The 16,066-nt window shown below is 59.7% G+C and carries 15 protein-coding genes; 9 read left to right on the top strand and 6 right to left on the bottom strand.

Annotated features, from left to right (window positions below):
• Window positions 1-96: 96 nt before the first annotated feature.
• Window positions 97-1,731: a S41 family peptidase gene (locus tag ACOBR2_RS03105; protein WP_420238609.1), complete on the bottom strand. Its 1,635-nt coding sequence runs from the start codon at window positions 1,729-1,731 to the stop codon at window positions 97-99.
• A 371-nt stretch (window positions 1,732-2,102) separates the two neighbouring features.
• Here ACOBR2_RS03105 and ACOBR2_RS03100 point away from each other — a divergent pair, with 371 nt between their 5' ends.
• From ACOBR2_RS03100 to ACOBR2_RS03085, 4 genes are all read left to right on the top strand, one after another.
• Window positions 2,103-3,833, top strand: coding sequence for a peptidylprolyl isomerase (locus ACOBR2_RS03100; RefSeq protein ID WP_420238608.1), 1,731 nt, complete (start codon window positions 2,103-2,105; stop codon window positions 3,831-3,833).
• 114 nt (window positions 3,834-3,947) lie between these two features.
• A complete protein-coding gene (locus tag ACOBR2_RS03095) occupies window positions 3,948-4,937 on the top strand; it encodes a 3'-5' exoribonuclease YhaM family protein (RefSeq protein WP_420238607.1) in 990 nt (329 codons plus the stop codon).
• A gap of 88 nt (window positions 4,938-5,025) precedes the next feature.
• A complete protein-coding gene (locus tag ACOBR2_RS03090; RefSeq protein WP_420238606.1) occupies window positions 5,026-5,601 on the top strand; it encodes a rubrerythrin family protein in 576 nt (191 codons plus the stop codon).
• Window positions 5,602-5,736: 135 nt separating this feature from the next.
• On the top strand, window positions 5,737-6,366 hold the full coding sequence (locus ACOBR2_RS03085; RefSeq protein WP_420238605.1) for a nuclear transport factor 2 family protein: 630 nt from the start codon (window positions 5,737-5,739) through the stop codon (window positions 6,364-6,366).
• A gap of 26 nt (window positions 6,367-6,392) precedes the next feature.
• Here ACOBR2_RS03085 and ACOBR2_RS03080 read toward each other — a convergent pair whose 3' ends face one another.
• Window positions 6,393-7,364 carry a glycosyltransferase gene (locus ACOBR2_RS03080; protein WP_420238604.1) on the bottom strand — a complete coding sequence of 324 codons (972 nt, stop codon included), beginning with the start codon at window positions 7,362-7,364 and terminating at the stop codon, window positions 6,393-6,395.
• 453 nt (window positions 7,365-7,817) lie between these two features.
• On the opposite strand from ACOBR2_RS03080, the gene rplU reads away from it, so the two are divergent.
• Together rplU and rpmA are read left to right on the top strand one after the other, a co-directional pair.
• Window positions 7,818-8,144, top strand: coding sequence for a 50S ribosomal protein L21 (gene rplU, locus ACOBR2_RS03075; protein WP_420238603.1), 327 nt, complete (start codon window positions 7,818-7,820; stop codon window positions 8,142-8,144).
• A 35-nt stretch (window positions 8,145-8,179) separates the two neighbouring features.
• Window positions 8,180-8,443: a 50S ribosomal protein L27 gene (rpmA, locus tag ACOBR2_RS03070; protein ID WP_420238602.1), complete on the top strand. Its 264-nt coding sequence runs from the start codon at window positions 8,180-8,182 to the stop codon at window positions 8,441-8,443.
• A 277-nt stretch (window positions 8,444-8,720) separates the two neighbouring features.
• Here the strand turns inward: rpmA and ACOBR2_RS03065 are convergent, their stop codons facing one another.
• A complete protein-coding gene (locus ACOBR2_RS03065; protein ID WP_420238601.1) occupies window positions 8,721-9,572 on the bottom strand; it encodes an FKBP-type peptidyl-prolyl cis-trans isomerase in 852 nt (283 codons plus the stop codon).
• A gap of 138 nt (window positions 9,573-9,710) precedes the next feature.
• Window positions 9,711-10,886: a M20 family metallopeptidase gene (locus ACOBR2_RS03060; protein WP_420238600.1), complete on the bottom strand. Its 1,176-nt coding sequence runs from the start codon at window positions 10,884-10,886 to the stop codon at window positions 9,711-9,713.
• A 198-nt stretch (window positions 10,887-11,084) separates the two neighbouring features.
• Between ACOBR2_RS03060 and lpxC the strand changes: the two genes are divergently transcribed.
• From lpxC to ACOBR2_RS03045, 3 genes are all read left to right on the top strand, one after another.
• On the top strand, window positions 11,085-12,014 hold the full coding sequence (gene lpxC / locus ACOBR2_RS03055) for a UDP-3-O-acyl-N-acetylglucosamine deacetylase (RefSeq protein WP_420238599.1): 930 nt from the start codon (window positions 11,085-11,087) through the stop codon (window positions 12,012-12,014).
• 374 nt (window positions 12,015-12,388) lie between these two features.
• Window positions 12,389-13,039 carry a hypothetical protein gene (locus ACOBR2_RS03050; RefSeq protein ID WP_420238598.1) on the top strand — a complete coding sequence of 217 codons (651 nt, stop codon included), beginning with the start codon at window positions 12,389-12,391 and terminating at the stop codon, window positions 13,037-13,039.
• 139 nt (window positions 13,040-13,178) lie between these two features.
• Window positions 13,179-14,837, top strand: a complete 1,659-nt coding sequence (locus tag ACOBR2_RS03045; protein WP_420238597.1) for a GNAT family N-acetyltransferase — start codon at window positions 13,179-13,181, stop codon at window positions 14,835-14,837.
• A 146-nt stretch (window positions 14,838-14,983) separates the two neighbouring features.
• On the opposite strand, the gene ACOBR2_RS03040 is transcribed toward ACOBR2_RS03045, so the two are convergent.
• On the bottom strand, window positions 14,984-15,490 hold the full coding sequence (locus tag ACOBR2_RS03040) for an IS630 family transposase (protein WP_420239962.1): 507 nt from the start codon (window positions 15,488-15,490) through the stop codon (window positions 14,984-14,986).
• Window positions 15,490-16,011, bottom strand: coding sequence for an IS630 family transposase (locus tag ACOBR2_RS03035; RefSeq protein ID WP_420236105.1), 522 nt, complete (start codon window positions 16,009-16,011; stop codon window positions 15,490-15,492). Before ACOBR2_RS03035 ends, ACOBR2_RS03040 begins: the two co-directional genes overlap by 1 nt.
• Between the last annotated feature and the right edge of the window lie 55 nt (window positions 16,012-16,066).

The raw sequence follows: 16,066 nt of genomic DNA, 5'->3' as shown, positions 1-16,066 counted from the left end.
AGCCAAAATCCTGTCTGTGGCAGGATAAGCTGAAAGCTGATCGCAAAGAGAAAGGCCACCCGAAGGTGGCCTTTCTCTTTTTCACTTGCAGCCTGCTTACTTCTTGGAGTCGCCGTTCAGGGCCATGGCCTTTTCGGTGGCTACCTTGTGGGCGTTCTCCTGCAGGGCCTGAGCCTCGGGCAGGAAGCTGATCGCCTTCTGAATCGAGGGATCCCAGTCGGTCATCAGACGCAACCCCATCTGTTGTCCATAAGGGATGCTGACGATGTCGTCCTTGATGCGTACCCGCAGCCAGTCGTTCACGGCCTTGGCCTCGGCATCGTTCCAGTCCACATTCTGGGCGATCACGAACTTCTTGAACTCGGCCAGTACGGCGTCGTCCACCTGGAAGTTTTTGTCGATGGTGTGCTTGGACAGGTAGAGAGGCGCGAACTTGAAGAAGACGTCATGGTAGGCCAGCTGATCCTGGAAGTGATTGGCCGTAGGCGTCTCGATCTTCTCGTCCGGGGTGATGCCGCCGCCGCCATAGACGGTGCGTCCGGCATCGGTCAGCTTGACCTCGCGGTTGGTGTTGTCGGCGGGCTGGGCTCCGGCGTGGTTGTAGTAGTAGTCGTAGAGCGAAACACCGGTGTAGTTGCGCTGAATCAGGCGACCCGAGGGCGTGTAGTAGTGGTAGGTGGTCAGCGCCAGCCCCATGGAGTGGTCGGAAATGTCGTAAACGGTCTGCACCAGCCCCTTGCCGAAGGTGGTTTCACCCACGATCAGGGCACGGTCATGATCCTGCAGAGCGCCGGAGACGATTTCGGCCGCCGAAGCGGTGCTGCGGTTCACCAGGACAACGATCGGGAAGCTCTTGCCGCCGTTGCCGTGGGTAGCCACATAGTTCTGATCGGGATAGGCGCGGCCGCGCTGGCTGACGATGGGCTGGCCCTTGGTCAGCAGGTGATCGCAGATGTCGACTGCCTGGCTGAGCAGGCCGCCGGGATTGCCACGCAGGTCAATCACCAATCCCTTCAGGTTGCTGAAGCCATCGATGGCCTCACGCATCTCCTGGCCGGAGGTCTCCTGAAACTGGGTCAGATGGACGTAGCCAATGCCGGGGCGAATCTCGTACTTAAGGTCGACCGAGGGGTGGGGAATCTCGTCGCGGATCAAGTCAAAGCTGAGGAGCTTTTCCTCGCCCACGCGGGTAACGCCCACCTGAACGTGGGTTCCCTTGGGCCCCTTGAGCGCCTTGGCGACCTGATCGCTGGTCCAGCCATCGGCTGATTTCCCGTCGATGGTGCTGAAGGTGTCGCCCGGATGCAGGCCGGCGCGGAAGGAGGGCGTTCCCTCGTAAGGCGTAACCACGATGACGTGGTCATGGCCCTGCGGATCGCGCTGCTGCTGAATCAGCATGCCGACGCCGTAATAATGACCGCGCTGCTCTTCGCGCAGCTTGGCATAGGCCTTTGGATCGTAGAAGTTGGAGTGCGGATCGAGCACATGCAGCATGCCCGGAATGGCGCCATCATAGATGGCTGTATCGGCCTTGTCACCGTTGACCGGGTCGGCGTAGTTCTTCTCCACCAGCGCATAGACATCGGAGAAGTTCTTCAGATTGTCGTTGAACTGGCTTTGATCGGCGGCCGACTGAGCGCCTACGCGGCGCTGCAGAACACTGCCCATGAGGGCGCAGACGGCAAAGAAAAAGACGACAGTGAAGATGGCGCGACGGGCGCGAGGCGTCATAGGTGGACCGAACCTCCCAACGGCTGACGGAAGTACCGCTGAAGAAAATCTTCGCCGTTCCGGCAGTCTGTCATGGACTGTTCCGGTACAAAATCAGCCTTGCCCGACTCGGCAAGGCTGCAGACGGCGGAAATACACGTTCTGCGGGCTCCACGGAGCCATTCTGGGCTAAAGTATAGCACCGCACTGTTGGACGGCTGGCCGGGGCGATGGATAGCAGCAGATCGGCCGGGGTGCCGAGGCCTTCCAATGCAAAATGAAGCAAAAGAATCGACTGGGGAAGATCGCCTACGTGCTGCCCATCCATTTACAATGACGTCTATGCTACAGACAGCGAAAAAATTGAGCCTGTCTGCGCGTGTGCTGACCCTATGACTTTGAGACTTCTTCGCAGTTCCGCGGCGCTTGGGATAGCGACGGCTTTAATGGCCGGCGTCTTCGTAGCGCGTGCCCAGAATATAGCTCCGCAGAGCCCTTACGGTGGGACGGTGGTCGAGGATATCGTCGCCCGCGTCAATGACCAGATCATTACGCGTTCCGATTATGATCGCTCTCTGGCCGACGTTGACCGCGAAGCCCGCCAGCGTGGCGCCACCACGATGCAGGAGATCTCAGCCGGTCACAGGGACCTGCTGCGCAACCTGATCGACCAGCAACTGTGGCTCAGCAAAGGTAAAGAGCTGAGCATTACCGGCGACACCGAACTGATCAAGCGCCTGGATGAGATCCGCAAGCAGTACAACCTGGAAACCATCGAGGATCTGGAGAAGGCGGCCAAGGATCAGGGCGTCAGCTTCGAGGACTTCAAGGCCAACATCCGCAACAGCATCATCACCCGTCAGGTGATGGAGCAGGAAGTGGGCGCCCAGATTCGCTTTACGCCGGGCGAGGCCGAACGCTATTACGAGAAGCACAAGAACGAGTACACGCAGCCGGAAAGCCTGAAGCTGAGCGAGATTCTGGTTTCGACCGGTGGCTCGACCGATGCCGACAAGCTGGCCGCTGCCAAGGCCAAGGCCGACGACATTGAAAGCCGTCTGCATGCCGGCGGCGACTTCAGCCAGCTGGCCAAGTCCTTCAGCGAAGGACCGACTGCGGCCACGGGCGGCGATCTGGGCCAGTACAAGCGCGGCGCTCTGCCCAAGCTGCTGGAAGACAAGACCTTTGTGCTGAAGGCCGGTCAGGTGACCGAGCCGATCCTCACCCGCCAGGGCTACGTCATCCTGAAGGTGAACGAGCATGCCGCGGGCGGCCCCAAGCCGTACAAGGAAGTGCAGTCGCAGGTTGAGGAAGCGTTCTACATGGAACGCATGGAACCGGCCATCCGGGGCTATCTGACCAAGCTGCGCGAAGAGTCGTACCTCGACATCAAGCCGGGCTATACCGACACCGGTGCCAGCGCAAAGGAAACCAAGCCGATCTACAGCGCGTACATTCCGCCCGCCCCCAAGAAGAAAAAGAAGATCGAGCGTACCCGCTTCCGCGAGAATACGCACGCCTTCCGCCAGAAGAGCGGCACGGAGCAGGCATCGACCGATCAGGCAGCAGCTCCGGTGGCAACACCTGCTGTAGCCAAGAAGAGCAAAAAGGGCAAGAGCATGCCTACGGGCGTGGAAAAGCCGGGCAAAAAGGAAAAGATTCGCTACGGCCAGAAGCCGCGCGAGACGTTGCCTACCGGCACATCCGCCCCGGTGGAAGACGCTGGCGCACTGCCCAAGCCAGAAGCCGCCGACGCGAATGCGCCTGCCAATCCTCTGGAAGCTACCGGTCCTACGGCCAAAACTCGCTACAGCGTCCATGCCCGCGAGAAGAAGGCAAAGCAGAAGCCGCTTTCGCTGAACGACGACACTTCGCCTGCCGCTCCTGATGCAGCTGAAGTAGCCGCCCGTCAGCAGCAGGCCGCTCCGCTGGGCCTGGCTGGCGATACGTCGAAGAAAAAGAAGAAGAACACCGCCACCGGCGACAAAACCCGCATGAGCCAGCAGAAGAAGCCGGATCAGGCCACCAAACCTGCTCTTGACTTCACCCCTGCGGCAGCGGTTCCGGGCGCTCCGGCTCCGTCGGACCACTCCACCGCACCGTCGGATTCGACGAGCAAATAACCGCAACTCAGGCACACACGGCAGGCCCGGAACGCAAAGTTCCGGGCCTGTTGCTTTTTGTCTACCGACTTTGTTTGGGTAAATACGGCTGTTTGCGCTAAGCTTTTGCCCAGTATGAAAGACATCTACATCAGCGATATTTCCGCCTTCGACGAAGGCCGGAGCTTCGACAGTTTTTTTCTGGTTCTGGCCAAACAGCAACGCTTGACCAAAACCAACAAGCCCTATCTGAACCTGATGCTGGGCGACAAGACCGGCCAACTGGAAGCCCGCGTCTGGGAACCGAACGATCCACGCATCGCCCGCGAGTTCGAAAAGGGTTCCATTGTGAAGGTGCGAGGCAGCGCCTCGCGCTTTGACGAACGCGTGCAGATGAAGGTGGACCAGTTGCGTCTGGCGCAGGAGGGCGAGGCGGAAAAGATGGATCTGCTGCCCGCCACGCACTATGACGTGAAAGCGCTCTGGCAGCAGCTGGAGGCGGCCATCGACAGCTTTACCAACGCCGACCTGCAGCGGCTGCTGACGACGATTCTGGCCGATCCGGCGGTGGCTACGGCCTACCGTGAGGCTCCGGCAGCACGGCAACTGCATCATGCGTGGCTGGGTGGCCTGCTGGAGCACGTAGTCAGCCTGCTGACGCTGGCCGACAAGGTGGCCGCGCACTACCCCCTGCTGGACCGCGACCTGCTGCTGACCGGCGTGATTCTGCACGACATTGGCAAGACTCGCGAACTTAGCTGGACCGTCGGCTTTGACTACACCATCGAGGGCACCCTGCTTGGGCACATCCAGTTTGGCACCGAGATGGTGGACAAGGCCGTCGAGAAGCTGCCGAACTTCCCGGAGCGGCTGCGCACCCTGGTGATTCACATGATTCTGGCCCATCACGGCAAGCTGGAGTTCGGCTCGCCCAAGCTGCCCATGATTCCCGAGGCGCTGGTGCTGAATTTTGTGGACGATCTGGATGCCAAGATGCAGGCCATGCAGAGCGAGTTCGACAAGTGCGAGCGTGAAGGCAAAAGTCCAGAAGAGCTGACCGGCAAGGTCTGGTCGCTCGACAATCGCCAGCTACTGAACACGAAAAAATGGCTGGACGGACGGTAGGAATCGGATGAAGCTGATCCCTGTAGTCGCCATCACAGCGCGACAGCTTCAGTCCACTTAGTTTGTAGCTAGTCTGGAGGAATTTCCGATGTCTGTTGCTGCTGAAAACGCTGTGACGGTGAAGAATCTTTTGGCCGCCTTTGAAGGTGAGTCCAACGCCCATGCCAAGTACACCGCGTTTGCCGTCAAGGCCGACGAGGATGGTCTGCACGGCGCAGCCAGCCTCTTCCGCGCCGCCGCCCGCGCTGAGCAGATCCACGCCGCCAACCACGCGCGTGTGATCAAGCAGTTGGGGGGCGAGGCCACTTGCAACCTCCATCCGGTTGAGGTCAAAAGCTCTCTCGAAAACCTCAAGGCCGCGCTCGGCGGTGAGAACTACGAGATCGACACCATGTACCCCGAGTTTCTGTCGGAAGCCACGGAGCGCGACAACAAGGCCGCCATCCGCACCTTCACCTATGCGCTGGAAGCCGAAAAGACCCACGCCCGCCTCTACGGCGAGGCCATCGCACTGCTGGCAGGCGGCAAGCTCGATAGCTGGATCGGCTCAGTCCGCGACTTTTACGTCTGCACCGTCTGCGGCTACACCAGCGAGAACGAGGAAGAACACGAGCGCTGCCCGGTCTGCAATCTGGCCTGGGAAAAGTTCGAGATCGTTCGCTAGAGCAAAACCAGAAAGTCGGTCCTGAAGACCGGCGGCAGGAATCAGAAAAAAAAGGCGGCGAGTTCATCGCCGCCTTTCCTGTTTTTCCCCGCATCGTGTATCTTCAACAGCATTCCCGCCGCGTGGAGGCACACGATGACCCGCACCATCCGCCGTATGTTTTTGCTCACTGGCGCGGCGCTACTGCTGCTCCTTTTGGGATTTGTACTAGGCTTTGTGGCCAGTATTCATACCCGCCACACCACCATGCCAGCCGAAGCCAACGCCCAACTGCACGGCGGAGGCGACGCTCCGGCCGAGGTCCGCGCTGGCGTACTGAGCACGCTCAGCAACCTGCAGCTGGCCTATACGCGGCGCAACCCTGCCGCGGCCCACAACTTTGTGCAAGCCAACTTTGCCCCCCAAGGCGATCTTCTCCTTTGGGGCATCGAAGGCTCCAGCAACGACTGGGCACGTGGTCCACAGGATGTGGAGCGCTTTATTTACTTTGATTGGCTCAACTGGGGCGATCTGCAACTGAAGATTCCCTCCGCAATCGTCAACAGCAAGGATTCCGTGGCATGGCTTACGGTCTTCGGCACAGTGGGCTTTCACGGCCACACGCGCCCCCTGCTGCTGACCGCCGTACTGGAACGCCACGATCAACGCTGGCTCTTCCGCCAGATTCAGTTCCAGTGGGCTGAAAGCGACTCCACCGCTTCAGACCTTCTCCACCTGTCCACGTACACGTCGCTGCTTAGAAAGATAGTGAACAGGGTACGGTAAACGAAGAATAGTTCTCTGCTCTCTGTTCACTGTCCCTTGTTCTGCCAGTTCGTCTGCCGCTCGGGGCGGATCAGTCCCATGAAGTGGTTACAAGCCACCACCCACGGCACAGAGAGCGAGAAGGCAACGCGGGCCAGTACGGCCTTGCGTCCGAAGCCGAGGATCTGGTGACCATCGCGATGGAAGGCGTACCAGCCCTCGATGGCCAGAACCACCAGCAGCGGAGCGATGGCCCACTGCAGGCTGAAGAGTGCGGCCAACTCCAGCAGGCAGCGGCTGGCATTGCGGCCCAGGCGGGCAAAACGGATGCGAGCCTGGCCATCGGCGCGGGCGTAGCGGGCCATCTGGTGGCAGGCCGAGCGGTAGCTGTTCTGCGGGCGATAGAGAGCCTTGGCGTTGTCCACATAGGCAGTGCTGCCCTTGCTGCGGGCAGCAAAGTCGAAGATCGTATCTTCGCCCACCAGTACTTCCTCGGGAAAACCTTCCACGCGCTCCCAGAGGGCACGGGTGAAGGCCATGGAGCGGGCCGTACAGGAGCGGGTGGGTTCGGTGGGATCCAGCTTGATGCTGAAGAACGGAGCCGAGGCCAGATCCCAGAGGGTGGGGTCGGTCATGTCCAGCACCGATCCGCCCAGCGTGTATTCTGCCTCACCCGCCTGAATGGGCGCAGTCAAATTGGCCAGCCAGTCAGGTGCGTAGGTGCAACCAGCGTCGGCACAGGCCAGAATCCACGAATTGGCGGCCTGAATGGCAACGTTGCGGCCTCGCGCAACCGGACCATCGCAGTGCTTCAGGCTGCAGCTTTCGTCACGGATGGCCTTCAGACGAGGTTCGCGCTGGGCGGCAGATTCCAGCCACTCCCATGTGCCGTCGGTCGAGCCGCCGTCCACAATCACCACTTCGGCCGCCGGAGGCTGCTGTCCGAGCAAAGCCTCGACGACCCGGGCGATCTCCCCTACCTCGTTCAGTTCCGTAACAATCACGCTGACAGGCTGCATACGTTGAGTATAGCTAGAGCAGCTTTCAGCCCTCAGCTGTCAGCTCTCAGCTGTTCGTGCTAACCCAAGCTGGATCGGCTTTGGTCAGGTAAGTACTGCCATCGTGCAGACACAGCTTCTTCCCTGCCACAAACGAGCTGACAGCTGAGGGCTGATAGCTGTGGAAAACGCGTCCGTAATTCATTTAATTTGCACTACATGATGTGCAAATAAGGGGAAAATCCGTTTGAAGTCTCACAGAAACTGCGGGTGATTGACCCGGACTCTCATTTAACGATAGAATCGTAGAGTTTGGCGATGCACCCTAACAAGGGTGTGCGGGACACAAGCGGGTTGACCGCCCAGCGGCGTGTGTGCAGCCCCTCCCGATGCAGTATCTGTATCCGCCCCAACAATGCACACGAATCGAGTTTGATGCACCTGGCCCGAACCCAGCGTGCTGGAGGATTTGTCATGTACGCAGTGATTCGCACCGGTGGCAAGCAGTATCGCGTCGCGCCCGGCGATGTGGTCAAGATCGAAACGATCCCGTCGGAAACCCAGACGGTCGAGTTCAGCGACGTTCTGGCCGTCAGCGGCGAGCCTGGTACGGTTGCCAAGCCGGGTAGCGCCAAGGTTACCGCCGAAGTTCTCGGCGAGGGCCGTGGCGATAAGATTCTCGTCTTCCACTACAAGCGCAAGAAGCAGTACAAGAAGATGCAGGGTCACCGTCAAAACTTTACCGAGGTGCGCATCCAGGCCATCGAGGCCGACGGCGTGACCTACACCGCCGCCAAGTAAGGCTGCGCAGACCAGTCTGAGAAGGGAAACCAGTTATGGCACACAAAAAAGGTGGAGGTAGCTCCACAAATGGTCGTGATTCCAATGCGCAGCGTCTGGGTGTGAAGGCCTTCGGCGGCGAGCTCGTCACCGGTGGAACCATCATCGTCCGTCAGCGCGGCACGCGCATCAAGCCGGGCCTCAACGTCGGCATCGGTTCCGACGATACACTCTTCGCCAAGGTTTCGGGGCACGTGAAGTTCAGCGACCACGGCAACCGCGGCCGCTTTGCAGCCATCGAACCGATCGCTGCTGAGTAAGCTTTCCGCAGAAAACAAAAATACCGCAGCCTTCGGGCTGCGGTATTTTTTGTGGTTCCAGGTCTTTGACCGCATAAAGCTATACCTTGGTCCGTGCTTTCCCACCCTAGCCACAAAAACAAGTACGTGGCGAGGGTAGGGCACCCAGCGTGTACTGGTATTTAGATGCCGGATCAATTGGTGCTAGAAGCTAGAGGCTGGAAGCTAGCGAAAAATGCGTGGCACAAAAACGCCCGCCGCGGAGAGCGATCCGCGGCGGGCGTTTTGCCGTACTGCTTTACTTGCTCTGGGCCGGGGTAGCAGGAACGGCTGCTGCCGGGGCTGCTGTCGCAGGAGCCGTGGTTGCAGGCGTCGCGCTGGCGGCAGGTTTGGCTGGAGTGGCAACTGGAGTTGCCGCAGTCGTACCGGCAGCAGCGGCAGGAGCCGGGGTCATTCCGACTGGCGCATGCCCCATAGGCAGAGCACCAGGGTGCCCCATGGGCATACTACCAGGACGGCTGACAGGAGCCGGGTGAGCGGGCGGCGCAGGCATATCCATCACGTCAACCAGTTCGATGTCGAAGATCAGGTCGGCCTTGGCCGGAATGCCAGGGTGCTTGGGATCGTTGGAAGGCTTGCCCTTTGCGCCATACGCCAACTGATAGGGAACAAACAGGCGGCGCTTGCCACCGATGTGCATCCCCTCAAAGCCCTGATCCCAACCCGGAATCACGCGGCCAAAACCTTGCGGAAAGACGATCGGCTGCCCGGCTTCGGTCTTGGGCTTGCCGTCGTCGCCCTTGATGACCTGCATGGTGTTGTCGTACACGGGCGAGGCCGGGTGGTCAGCCGAAGCATCGAACTTCGTTCCATCCGCCGCCAGCCATCCGGTATAGGCCACCTTGTAGAGCTTGTTGCTCTCAGCCAGGGGGCCGGAGCCAACGATAACGTCCTGATAGCGGAGCGAAAAAGCCGTCTTGAGCAGCCCTTTGACCGGGGGCACACCGGGGGGCAGCGTGGACTTGACGGCTGTGTGCGTCACGGTATGCGTAGCCGTCTTGGCCGTGGTCGAGGTGGCCGGCTTGGCCGTGGTCTGTGCGACCAGCAACGTACCGGAAGCCATCAGCAGGAGGAGCGAAACGTATTTCATTGTGGATCTATTCTCCATGGAGAGTCTTCGTTTTCTTGTTGGGAGTGTAGCAGGCGCACCCCTATGAATCGGTAACGCCAGAGCTTCTAGCCTCTAGCTGCCAGCTAAAAGCTGGAAGCTGGAGGCTGGAAGCTGTTTTCAACGAGCCAGCAGCGCCGCCAACAACGCGGTGCGGGGGGCCAGATGCTCCAGCAGCAGGTGTTCGTGGTCAGCGTGCGCACCTTCACCCACGGCGCCCAGTCCATCGAGCGTAGCCACGCCCAAAGCTGCGGTAAAGTTGCCGTCCGATGCACCACCGGTCGAGGCTTCGTCCAGGACAAAGCCAAGCCCCGCGGCCAGAAGACGAGCTTTTTTGTATTGACGCACAGTGGCCGCAGTTCGCTCCATGGGCGGACGGTTGATGCCGCCCTCCAGAGCGAGGGCGCAGCGGGCGTCGGCCGGGCGCAGCGAGTGGAACTTCTTTTCGATGCGGGCGGCGTCGCCCTTGCGGGCAAAGCGCACATCCACCTCAGCCCAGGCATGGGCGGGCACAACGTTGGTTTTGGTGCCGCCCCCGGCGCAGCCCACACTCACCGTCAGGCCGCTCTTCAGGTTGCTCCAGCCGCTGACGGTCTGGATGACGCGACTGAGTTCGACCAGTGCGTTGGCGCCTTTTTCAAAATCAACCCCAGCATGCGCGGCCACGCCCTGCACCTCAATGCGGAAGTTACCCGTACCCTTGCGAGCGGTTTTGCAGGCCAGCCCCTGAGCGGCTTCCAGCACGTACACTCCGACCGCCTCTTTGGCCAGTTGCTCGGTGATGGGCCGGGAAACGGGGCTGCCCAGCTCTTCCTCGGAGTTAAGCAGCAGAACAACCTCGCGCTGGAGCAGTTCGGCCTCCAGCAGCATGCCAAGGGCGGTAAAGGCCATGGCCACGCCCGCTTTCATATCCAGCACACCGGGGCCGTAGAGCTTCCCACCGGACTTGCGGTAGGGCATGGTGGCCAGGGTACCAACGGGCCAGACTGTATCCAGATGGCCAAGCAGAAGAATGCGCTCGGCAGGCAGCTTGCGGCGGGGACCAAAGCGCAGTTCGAGCACATCGCCGTACTGCTTCTGGCGATGGAACTTGACGCGGCCTCCCAGGCGGCGAGCCTCTTCGACGGCGATGGCGGCACAGGCATCCACGGCGGTTTTGTCGCCTGAGGGCGATTCGGTGCGGACCAGTTCCTCGATGAGCTTGAGCAGTTCGGGCTGCTTGCGGCGTGCGCCAGCCAAAAGGGCCCGCAGAGGAACAGATGCCAGCTCCGTCGCGGCGATTTCGGGGTTCAACATGAGGTTCCTTTCCCGCGGGCTCCGAAAGGGTTCGGGCGGCGGCCGTTCTGATTCTACGCCGGTTATAGGACAGGGACAGGAAAAATTGCAAGTTTTGAATTGGTCACAAATTTTCACAGTGTGGCAAAAAATACACAGACAGGTTTTGACATTCGGGTCTAATCTATCCGGGATACAGCACTTTACCCAGGAATGCGTATGGCCCAAAATGAACAGTTAGAACAGACCATCACTGACTCGGTTGAACTGGCCGGAGTAGGACTGCATTCCGGTGCGCCGGTTCAATTGCGCCTGCTGCCAGCCCCGGCCGGATCAGGCATTGTCTTTCGCCGCACGGATCTGGATAACTTCGAGATTGCTGCCAACGGCCGCAACGTAGCCAAGGTCAGCTACGCCACCAGTCTGATGCGGCAAGGCGTGCTGATTTCAACCACCGAGCACCTGCTTTCGGCTCTGGTGGGCATGGGCATCGACAACGTCATCGTGGCACTGGACAATCTGGAGCTGCCCATTCTGGACGGCAGCGCCCTGCCCTACGTGGAAGCCATTCAAACCGTAGGGATTCGCACCCAGCGCCGGCGACGCGAGGTGATCCGCATCCTGAAGCCGCTGGAAGTGCGCGAGGGCAACAAGTTCATCGGCGTTTATCCGGGCGAGGGCTACCACGTCACCTACGACATTGACTTCCCTGCCCCGATTGGCAAACAACACGCCAAAATCGATCTGGCCAGCACCTGCTACAGCACCTGGATTGCCCCGGCCCGCACCTTCGGCTACAAGAAGGACGAAAAGGCACTGCGCGACATGGGCCTGATCCGTGGCGCGGGGCCGGAAAATGCCATTGTGCTGGGTCCGAATGGCCCGGAAAATGGCCCTCTGCGCTTTGACGACGAATACGTAAAGCACAAGGTGCTGGATCTGATCGGCGATCTGGCCCTGGCCGGACGACGTATCGAAGGCCATGTGGTGGCCGAGCGCGCCGGGCACGCCATGCACACCGCGCTGGTTTCGCGGCTGATGAAGGACCGTTCGGCGTGGGAGCTGACGCGGGTTCCGCTCCGCAGCGAAGTGGACAGAACAGAAGAAAAAAACACGGCGTCGGCACAACCGATCTTGGCCGGAGCCTGAGAGGCAGAAGCATCCCTCTGGGGCTGAAGCCCACGCCTTTTTCCTGGCGTGCCGGCCCAGCTGAAGTCGAGCCCTGACACAAAGCACCCAGCAAGGATTTTTTCGCAGCCAATGAAGCCACGCCCATTCAAAACAGCTTTTCGTGTATTTTGAAATACGATTACACAGATGCTTTTGCCTGTTGACGCACAGTGCGACCATGCCGCTTCATTAGAGCATTTTCGGAATACATATAGACTTTTTAAGGGGCTTGCAAGGTGCCTTTTTCTTGAGGAAAAAGGCACTTAGCATCCTGCTTTCGGTCTACAGCAATTCCGAAAATGCTATAAGCAGAATATGAGCGCACCCGACGCTGAAAGGGTAGTCCAAGGTCCATGTCCTCGCGAACCCGTTACTTTCTTCGCATTCCCCTGATGCTGCTCGCCCTTGGCGATCTGGTTCTGCTTGGACTCAAGCTGTGGCCCTGGAGGGATATTCCTCTTCTGCCCGGCCAGGGAACCACCGGCTACGATCCCGTGATCTGCCTGCTGGCCTATCTGTACCTGCTGTACTGGATCGGCGGTCGCCATAATCCGGAGGTGCAGAAGTCGCTGAAGTCCGGGCTGGCGCTGGCGATTCCGGCAGGCCTGCTGTGCATCGGATTCGTTTTTCTGGACGTTCCGCAGTTCGCACACAAACTCTACGCACAGATAGGCATTCTGGCGGCGGCCAGCATCTTTGCGGGCATTGCCGGCTACAAGGGCCAGCGCTTTTCCAAAAGTCCGAACGTGGGCATTGCCACCGGCACATGGAGCGCCATGATCAGCGCACTGATGGCGGTGGCGGTGATTCTGGCCCGCATTGATCTGAGCCACCCGCGGCCGCTCACGAATGATCCCTGGCGGCAATACCAGGCACTGGCGATCGGCAATCCGGCACTGCAAGCGCTGGTACATGGCCTGAACATGGCCAGTTGCTTCCTGCTGATTGCGCCACTGGCAGGCGGAATGATAGCCCTGCTCTTTGCGCTGAAGGCACAGGATTAAAGCTTTGCTTCCACTTCCGCATTCCTGGAATGCATTTTTATAAACAAATCCATCCTTTTTGACTTATCTCTCATCTCCCATTCTTCGAATCTGGATCATACTTGCGCTGCACGGCATTGTTTCTTGCATGGAGCACATCATGATGGAGATCTACGACGACACCTTGCCCGCCTTCGGCGTCCGGCAGATGACTGCCGACGATATTCCCGCCGTCATCGATTTGCAGAAACGCGCCTTTCCCGGGCAGACGCCCTGGCGGGCCGAACAGCTGCAGCGCCACCTGGAGATCTTTCCCGAAGGCCAGTTGGTGGTGGTCGACATGAATGGCAGCGTACTCGGCTCCTCCAGTTCGCTGCTGATCGACTGGGACGATTACGCGGAAGAAGCCAACTGGTCTTCGATCACTGCGCATGGAACCTTTGAAACGCACAATCCGCAGGGCAAAACGCTCTACGGAGCCGACATGGGCGTGGCCCCCGAGGCGCGGCGCATGGGCGTGGGTTCAGCCATGTATGAGGCGCGCAAAACACTGGTGGGCGAGCGCGGGCTGAAGCGCATGCTGACCGGCGGGCGCATTCCCGGCTACTGCCGGGTGGCTGGCGAAATGACGGCCAAGGAATATGTGGCGGAAGTGGTAGCTAGCAGGCGGCACGATCCGGCCCTGAGCTTTCAGCTGGCCAACCGTCTGGCGGTGCTGGACGTGGTTCCGGGCTACATGACCGATACGGAATCCTGCGGCTATGCGACGGTGCTGGAGTGGCTGAATCCGGAGTACGCTTCGTCGGTGCTGCTGAAGGCCAGCGTGAGCCATGCGGCGCTTGAAAAGGAAGTGGCCGACTCCATGCGCGGCTCGCGGCGGCCCCGCAGAGTGCGCATTGCGGCCATTCAGTATCTGATGCGGCCCATCACCAGCTTTGAAGACTTCGTCAGCCAGGTGGAGTTCTTTGTGCGCAGCGCCAAGGAGTACAAGGCACACTTTGTGCTCTTTCCCGAGTTCTTCACCATGCAGTTGCTCAGCTACATCAACGAGTCAGCTCCTGCAATGGCCGTGCGGCGGCTGGCCAGCATGGTGCACCAGTACGAAGAGCTCTTCCAGCGACTGGCCGAAGAAACCGGCATGTACATTGTGGGCGGCACGCACCCCATCATCCAAAAGGGCAAGGTCTTCAACGCGGCGCATCTGTTCACGCCCAACGGACAGGTCTTCCGCCAGAAGAAGGTTCACCTGACGCCGTGGGAGAGCGGGCCGTATCAACTGAGCCGCGGCAATCGGCTGTATGTGTACCACACCGACTTTGGCAACATCGCGATTCTGATCTGCTATGACGTGGAGTTTCCCGAAGCGGCGCGGGTGGTCTGCGAAGCGGGCGCCGAAATTCTCTTCGTACCCTCCTGCACCGATGGCCGCGAAGGCTTCTTCCGCGTGCGCTACTGCGCCCAGGCCCGCGCCATCGAGAATCAGGTGTATGTGGCCGTGACCGGCACGGTGGGCAATCTGCCACTGGTGCCGAACATGGCCGCCAACTACGGGCAGGCTGCAATTCTGACGCCCTCCGATTACTTCTTTGCCCGCGACGGCATCGCCGCCGAAGGCACCATCAATCAGGAGCAGATGATCGTCGCCGACGTGGACCTGGACCTGCTGGACGAGCAGCGCGTGAACGGCAGCGTGATTCCCCTGCAGGATCTGATCAAGGACGCCTACGACGGCGTGATTCACTACGCCGACTACAAGGGACAAAAGCACAAGACCTCGGCCGATGCAGAGGAAATTCTAGAGGGCACACCCGCCGATTAAGCCTCAATCTTCAGCAACCGGGGCATGCCAAAGCACTGCCTCCAGCACGCGCAAAGTGTGCCCCGGTCTTTTTGCTGGTAACAGGTGCTAGGTGCTGGAAGCTGGAAGCTGGAAGCTATTGATTCCTGCATAAATAATGCAATGATTCAGCGCAAAGAAATGGACAACTCGGATTGGGCGATGCAGCCGCGCAGTTTTGCCTGCGAGTTCCGAATTCCGTCAATGGAGCCAAGTATGTCTTCCATCAGTTCGTCCACATCCTTTGGGCAGCTGTTGGCCAGTTCCCGCTTGGCCAATGACCAGACGCCTTCGTCTGGATTCAGTTGCGGGGCATAGGACGGAAAGTGCTCGATGCGCAGCCGGGGATGCTTTTCGAGAAATTGCTCGATAGGCTTTCCCTTGTGCGTCGATGAGTTGTCGAGGAGCAGAATGATCGGGCCGCGCAGGAGGCGCGTCAGTTCGCGCAAATACAGACAGACCTCCTCCTGCCCGATGTTGTCGTAAAAAAGAAGATAGTAGAGACCGAGATGATGTCGTCCAGGGCTGACGGAAATTCCCGAGATCACCGAGATCTTGTCGCGCTGTCCTTGGCGATGGCGGTGGATAGGTGTTTCCCCTTGTGGCGCCCAGGTTCTGACCACGTTGGGAATCATCAAGAAGCCCGATTCATCGGCAAAGACGATGTGGGCGCCCAGCCTTGTGGCGTTTTTTTTATACGCGGCCACTCTTTTTGTTTCCAACGCTCGATCTCTTCTTCGTTGCGCTCCAGAGCGCGTCGTTCCGGCTTCTGCGGAGTCCAACCGAGATCGTGCATCAACCGGCCTATGTGATCCGGGTGGTAGCTCACGCCGAACTCGCTCTCGATCAACGCGGCAATGCGTGCGGTGGTCCACAGATTGGTGCGATAACCCTGAGCCATCGGCCCCTTGAGCAACAGCCGAACAAGCTTCTTGCGCTCAGTAGCACCCAACTTCAGGGGGCGTCCAGGAGAAAAACGGACCTGCAAAGCATCGTCTCCGCGCTGCCGTCGAGCATCGCGCCAGCGCATCACTGAACTCGCGTTACATCCTATCTGTCGTCCGACTTCGTTGAGCGAGCAGCCTTCATCCAACAGCGCTAAAGCACGACGGCGACGGTCTTCCAAAAGCTCGGCACTTGCCTTCAGTCTGGGCATAGGGGTACCGTACCTCTGAAAGTATTATTGCATTATTTATGCAGTAGTCAATAGT

Origin of the sequence: Telmatobacter bradus, from assembly GCF_048629425.1 — a bacterium.
GTDB lineage: Bacteria > Acidobacteriota > Terriglobia > Terriglobales > Acidobacteriaceae > Telmatobacter > Telmatobacter bradus.
Note: the sequence above shows the minus strand (reverse complement) of the source record. Positions and strands in the feature narration are given on the sequence as shown.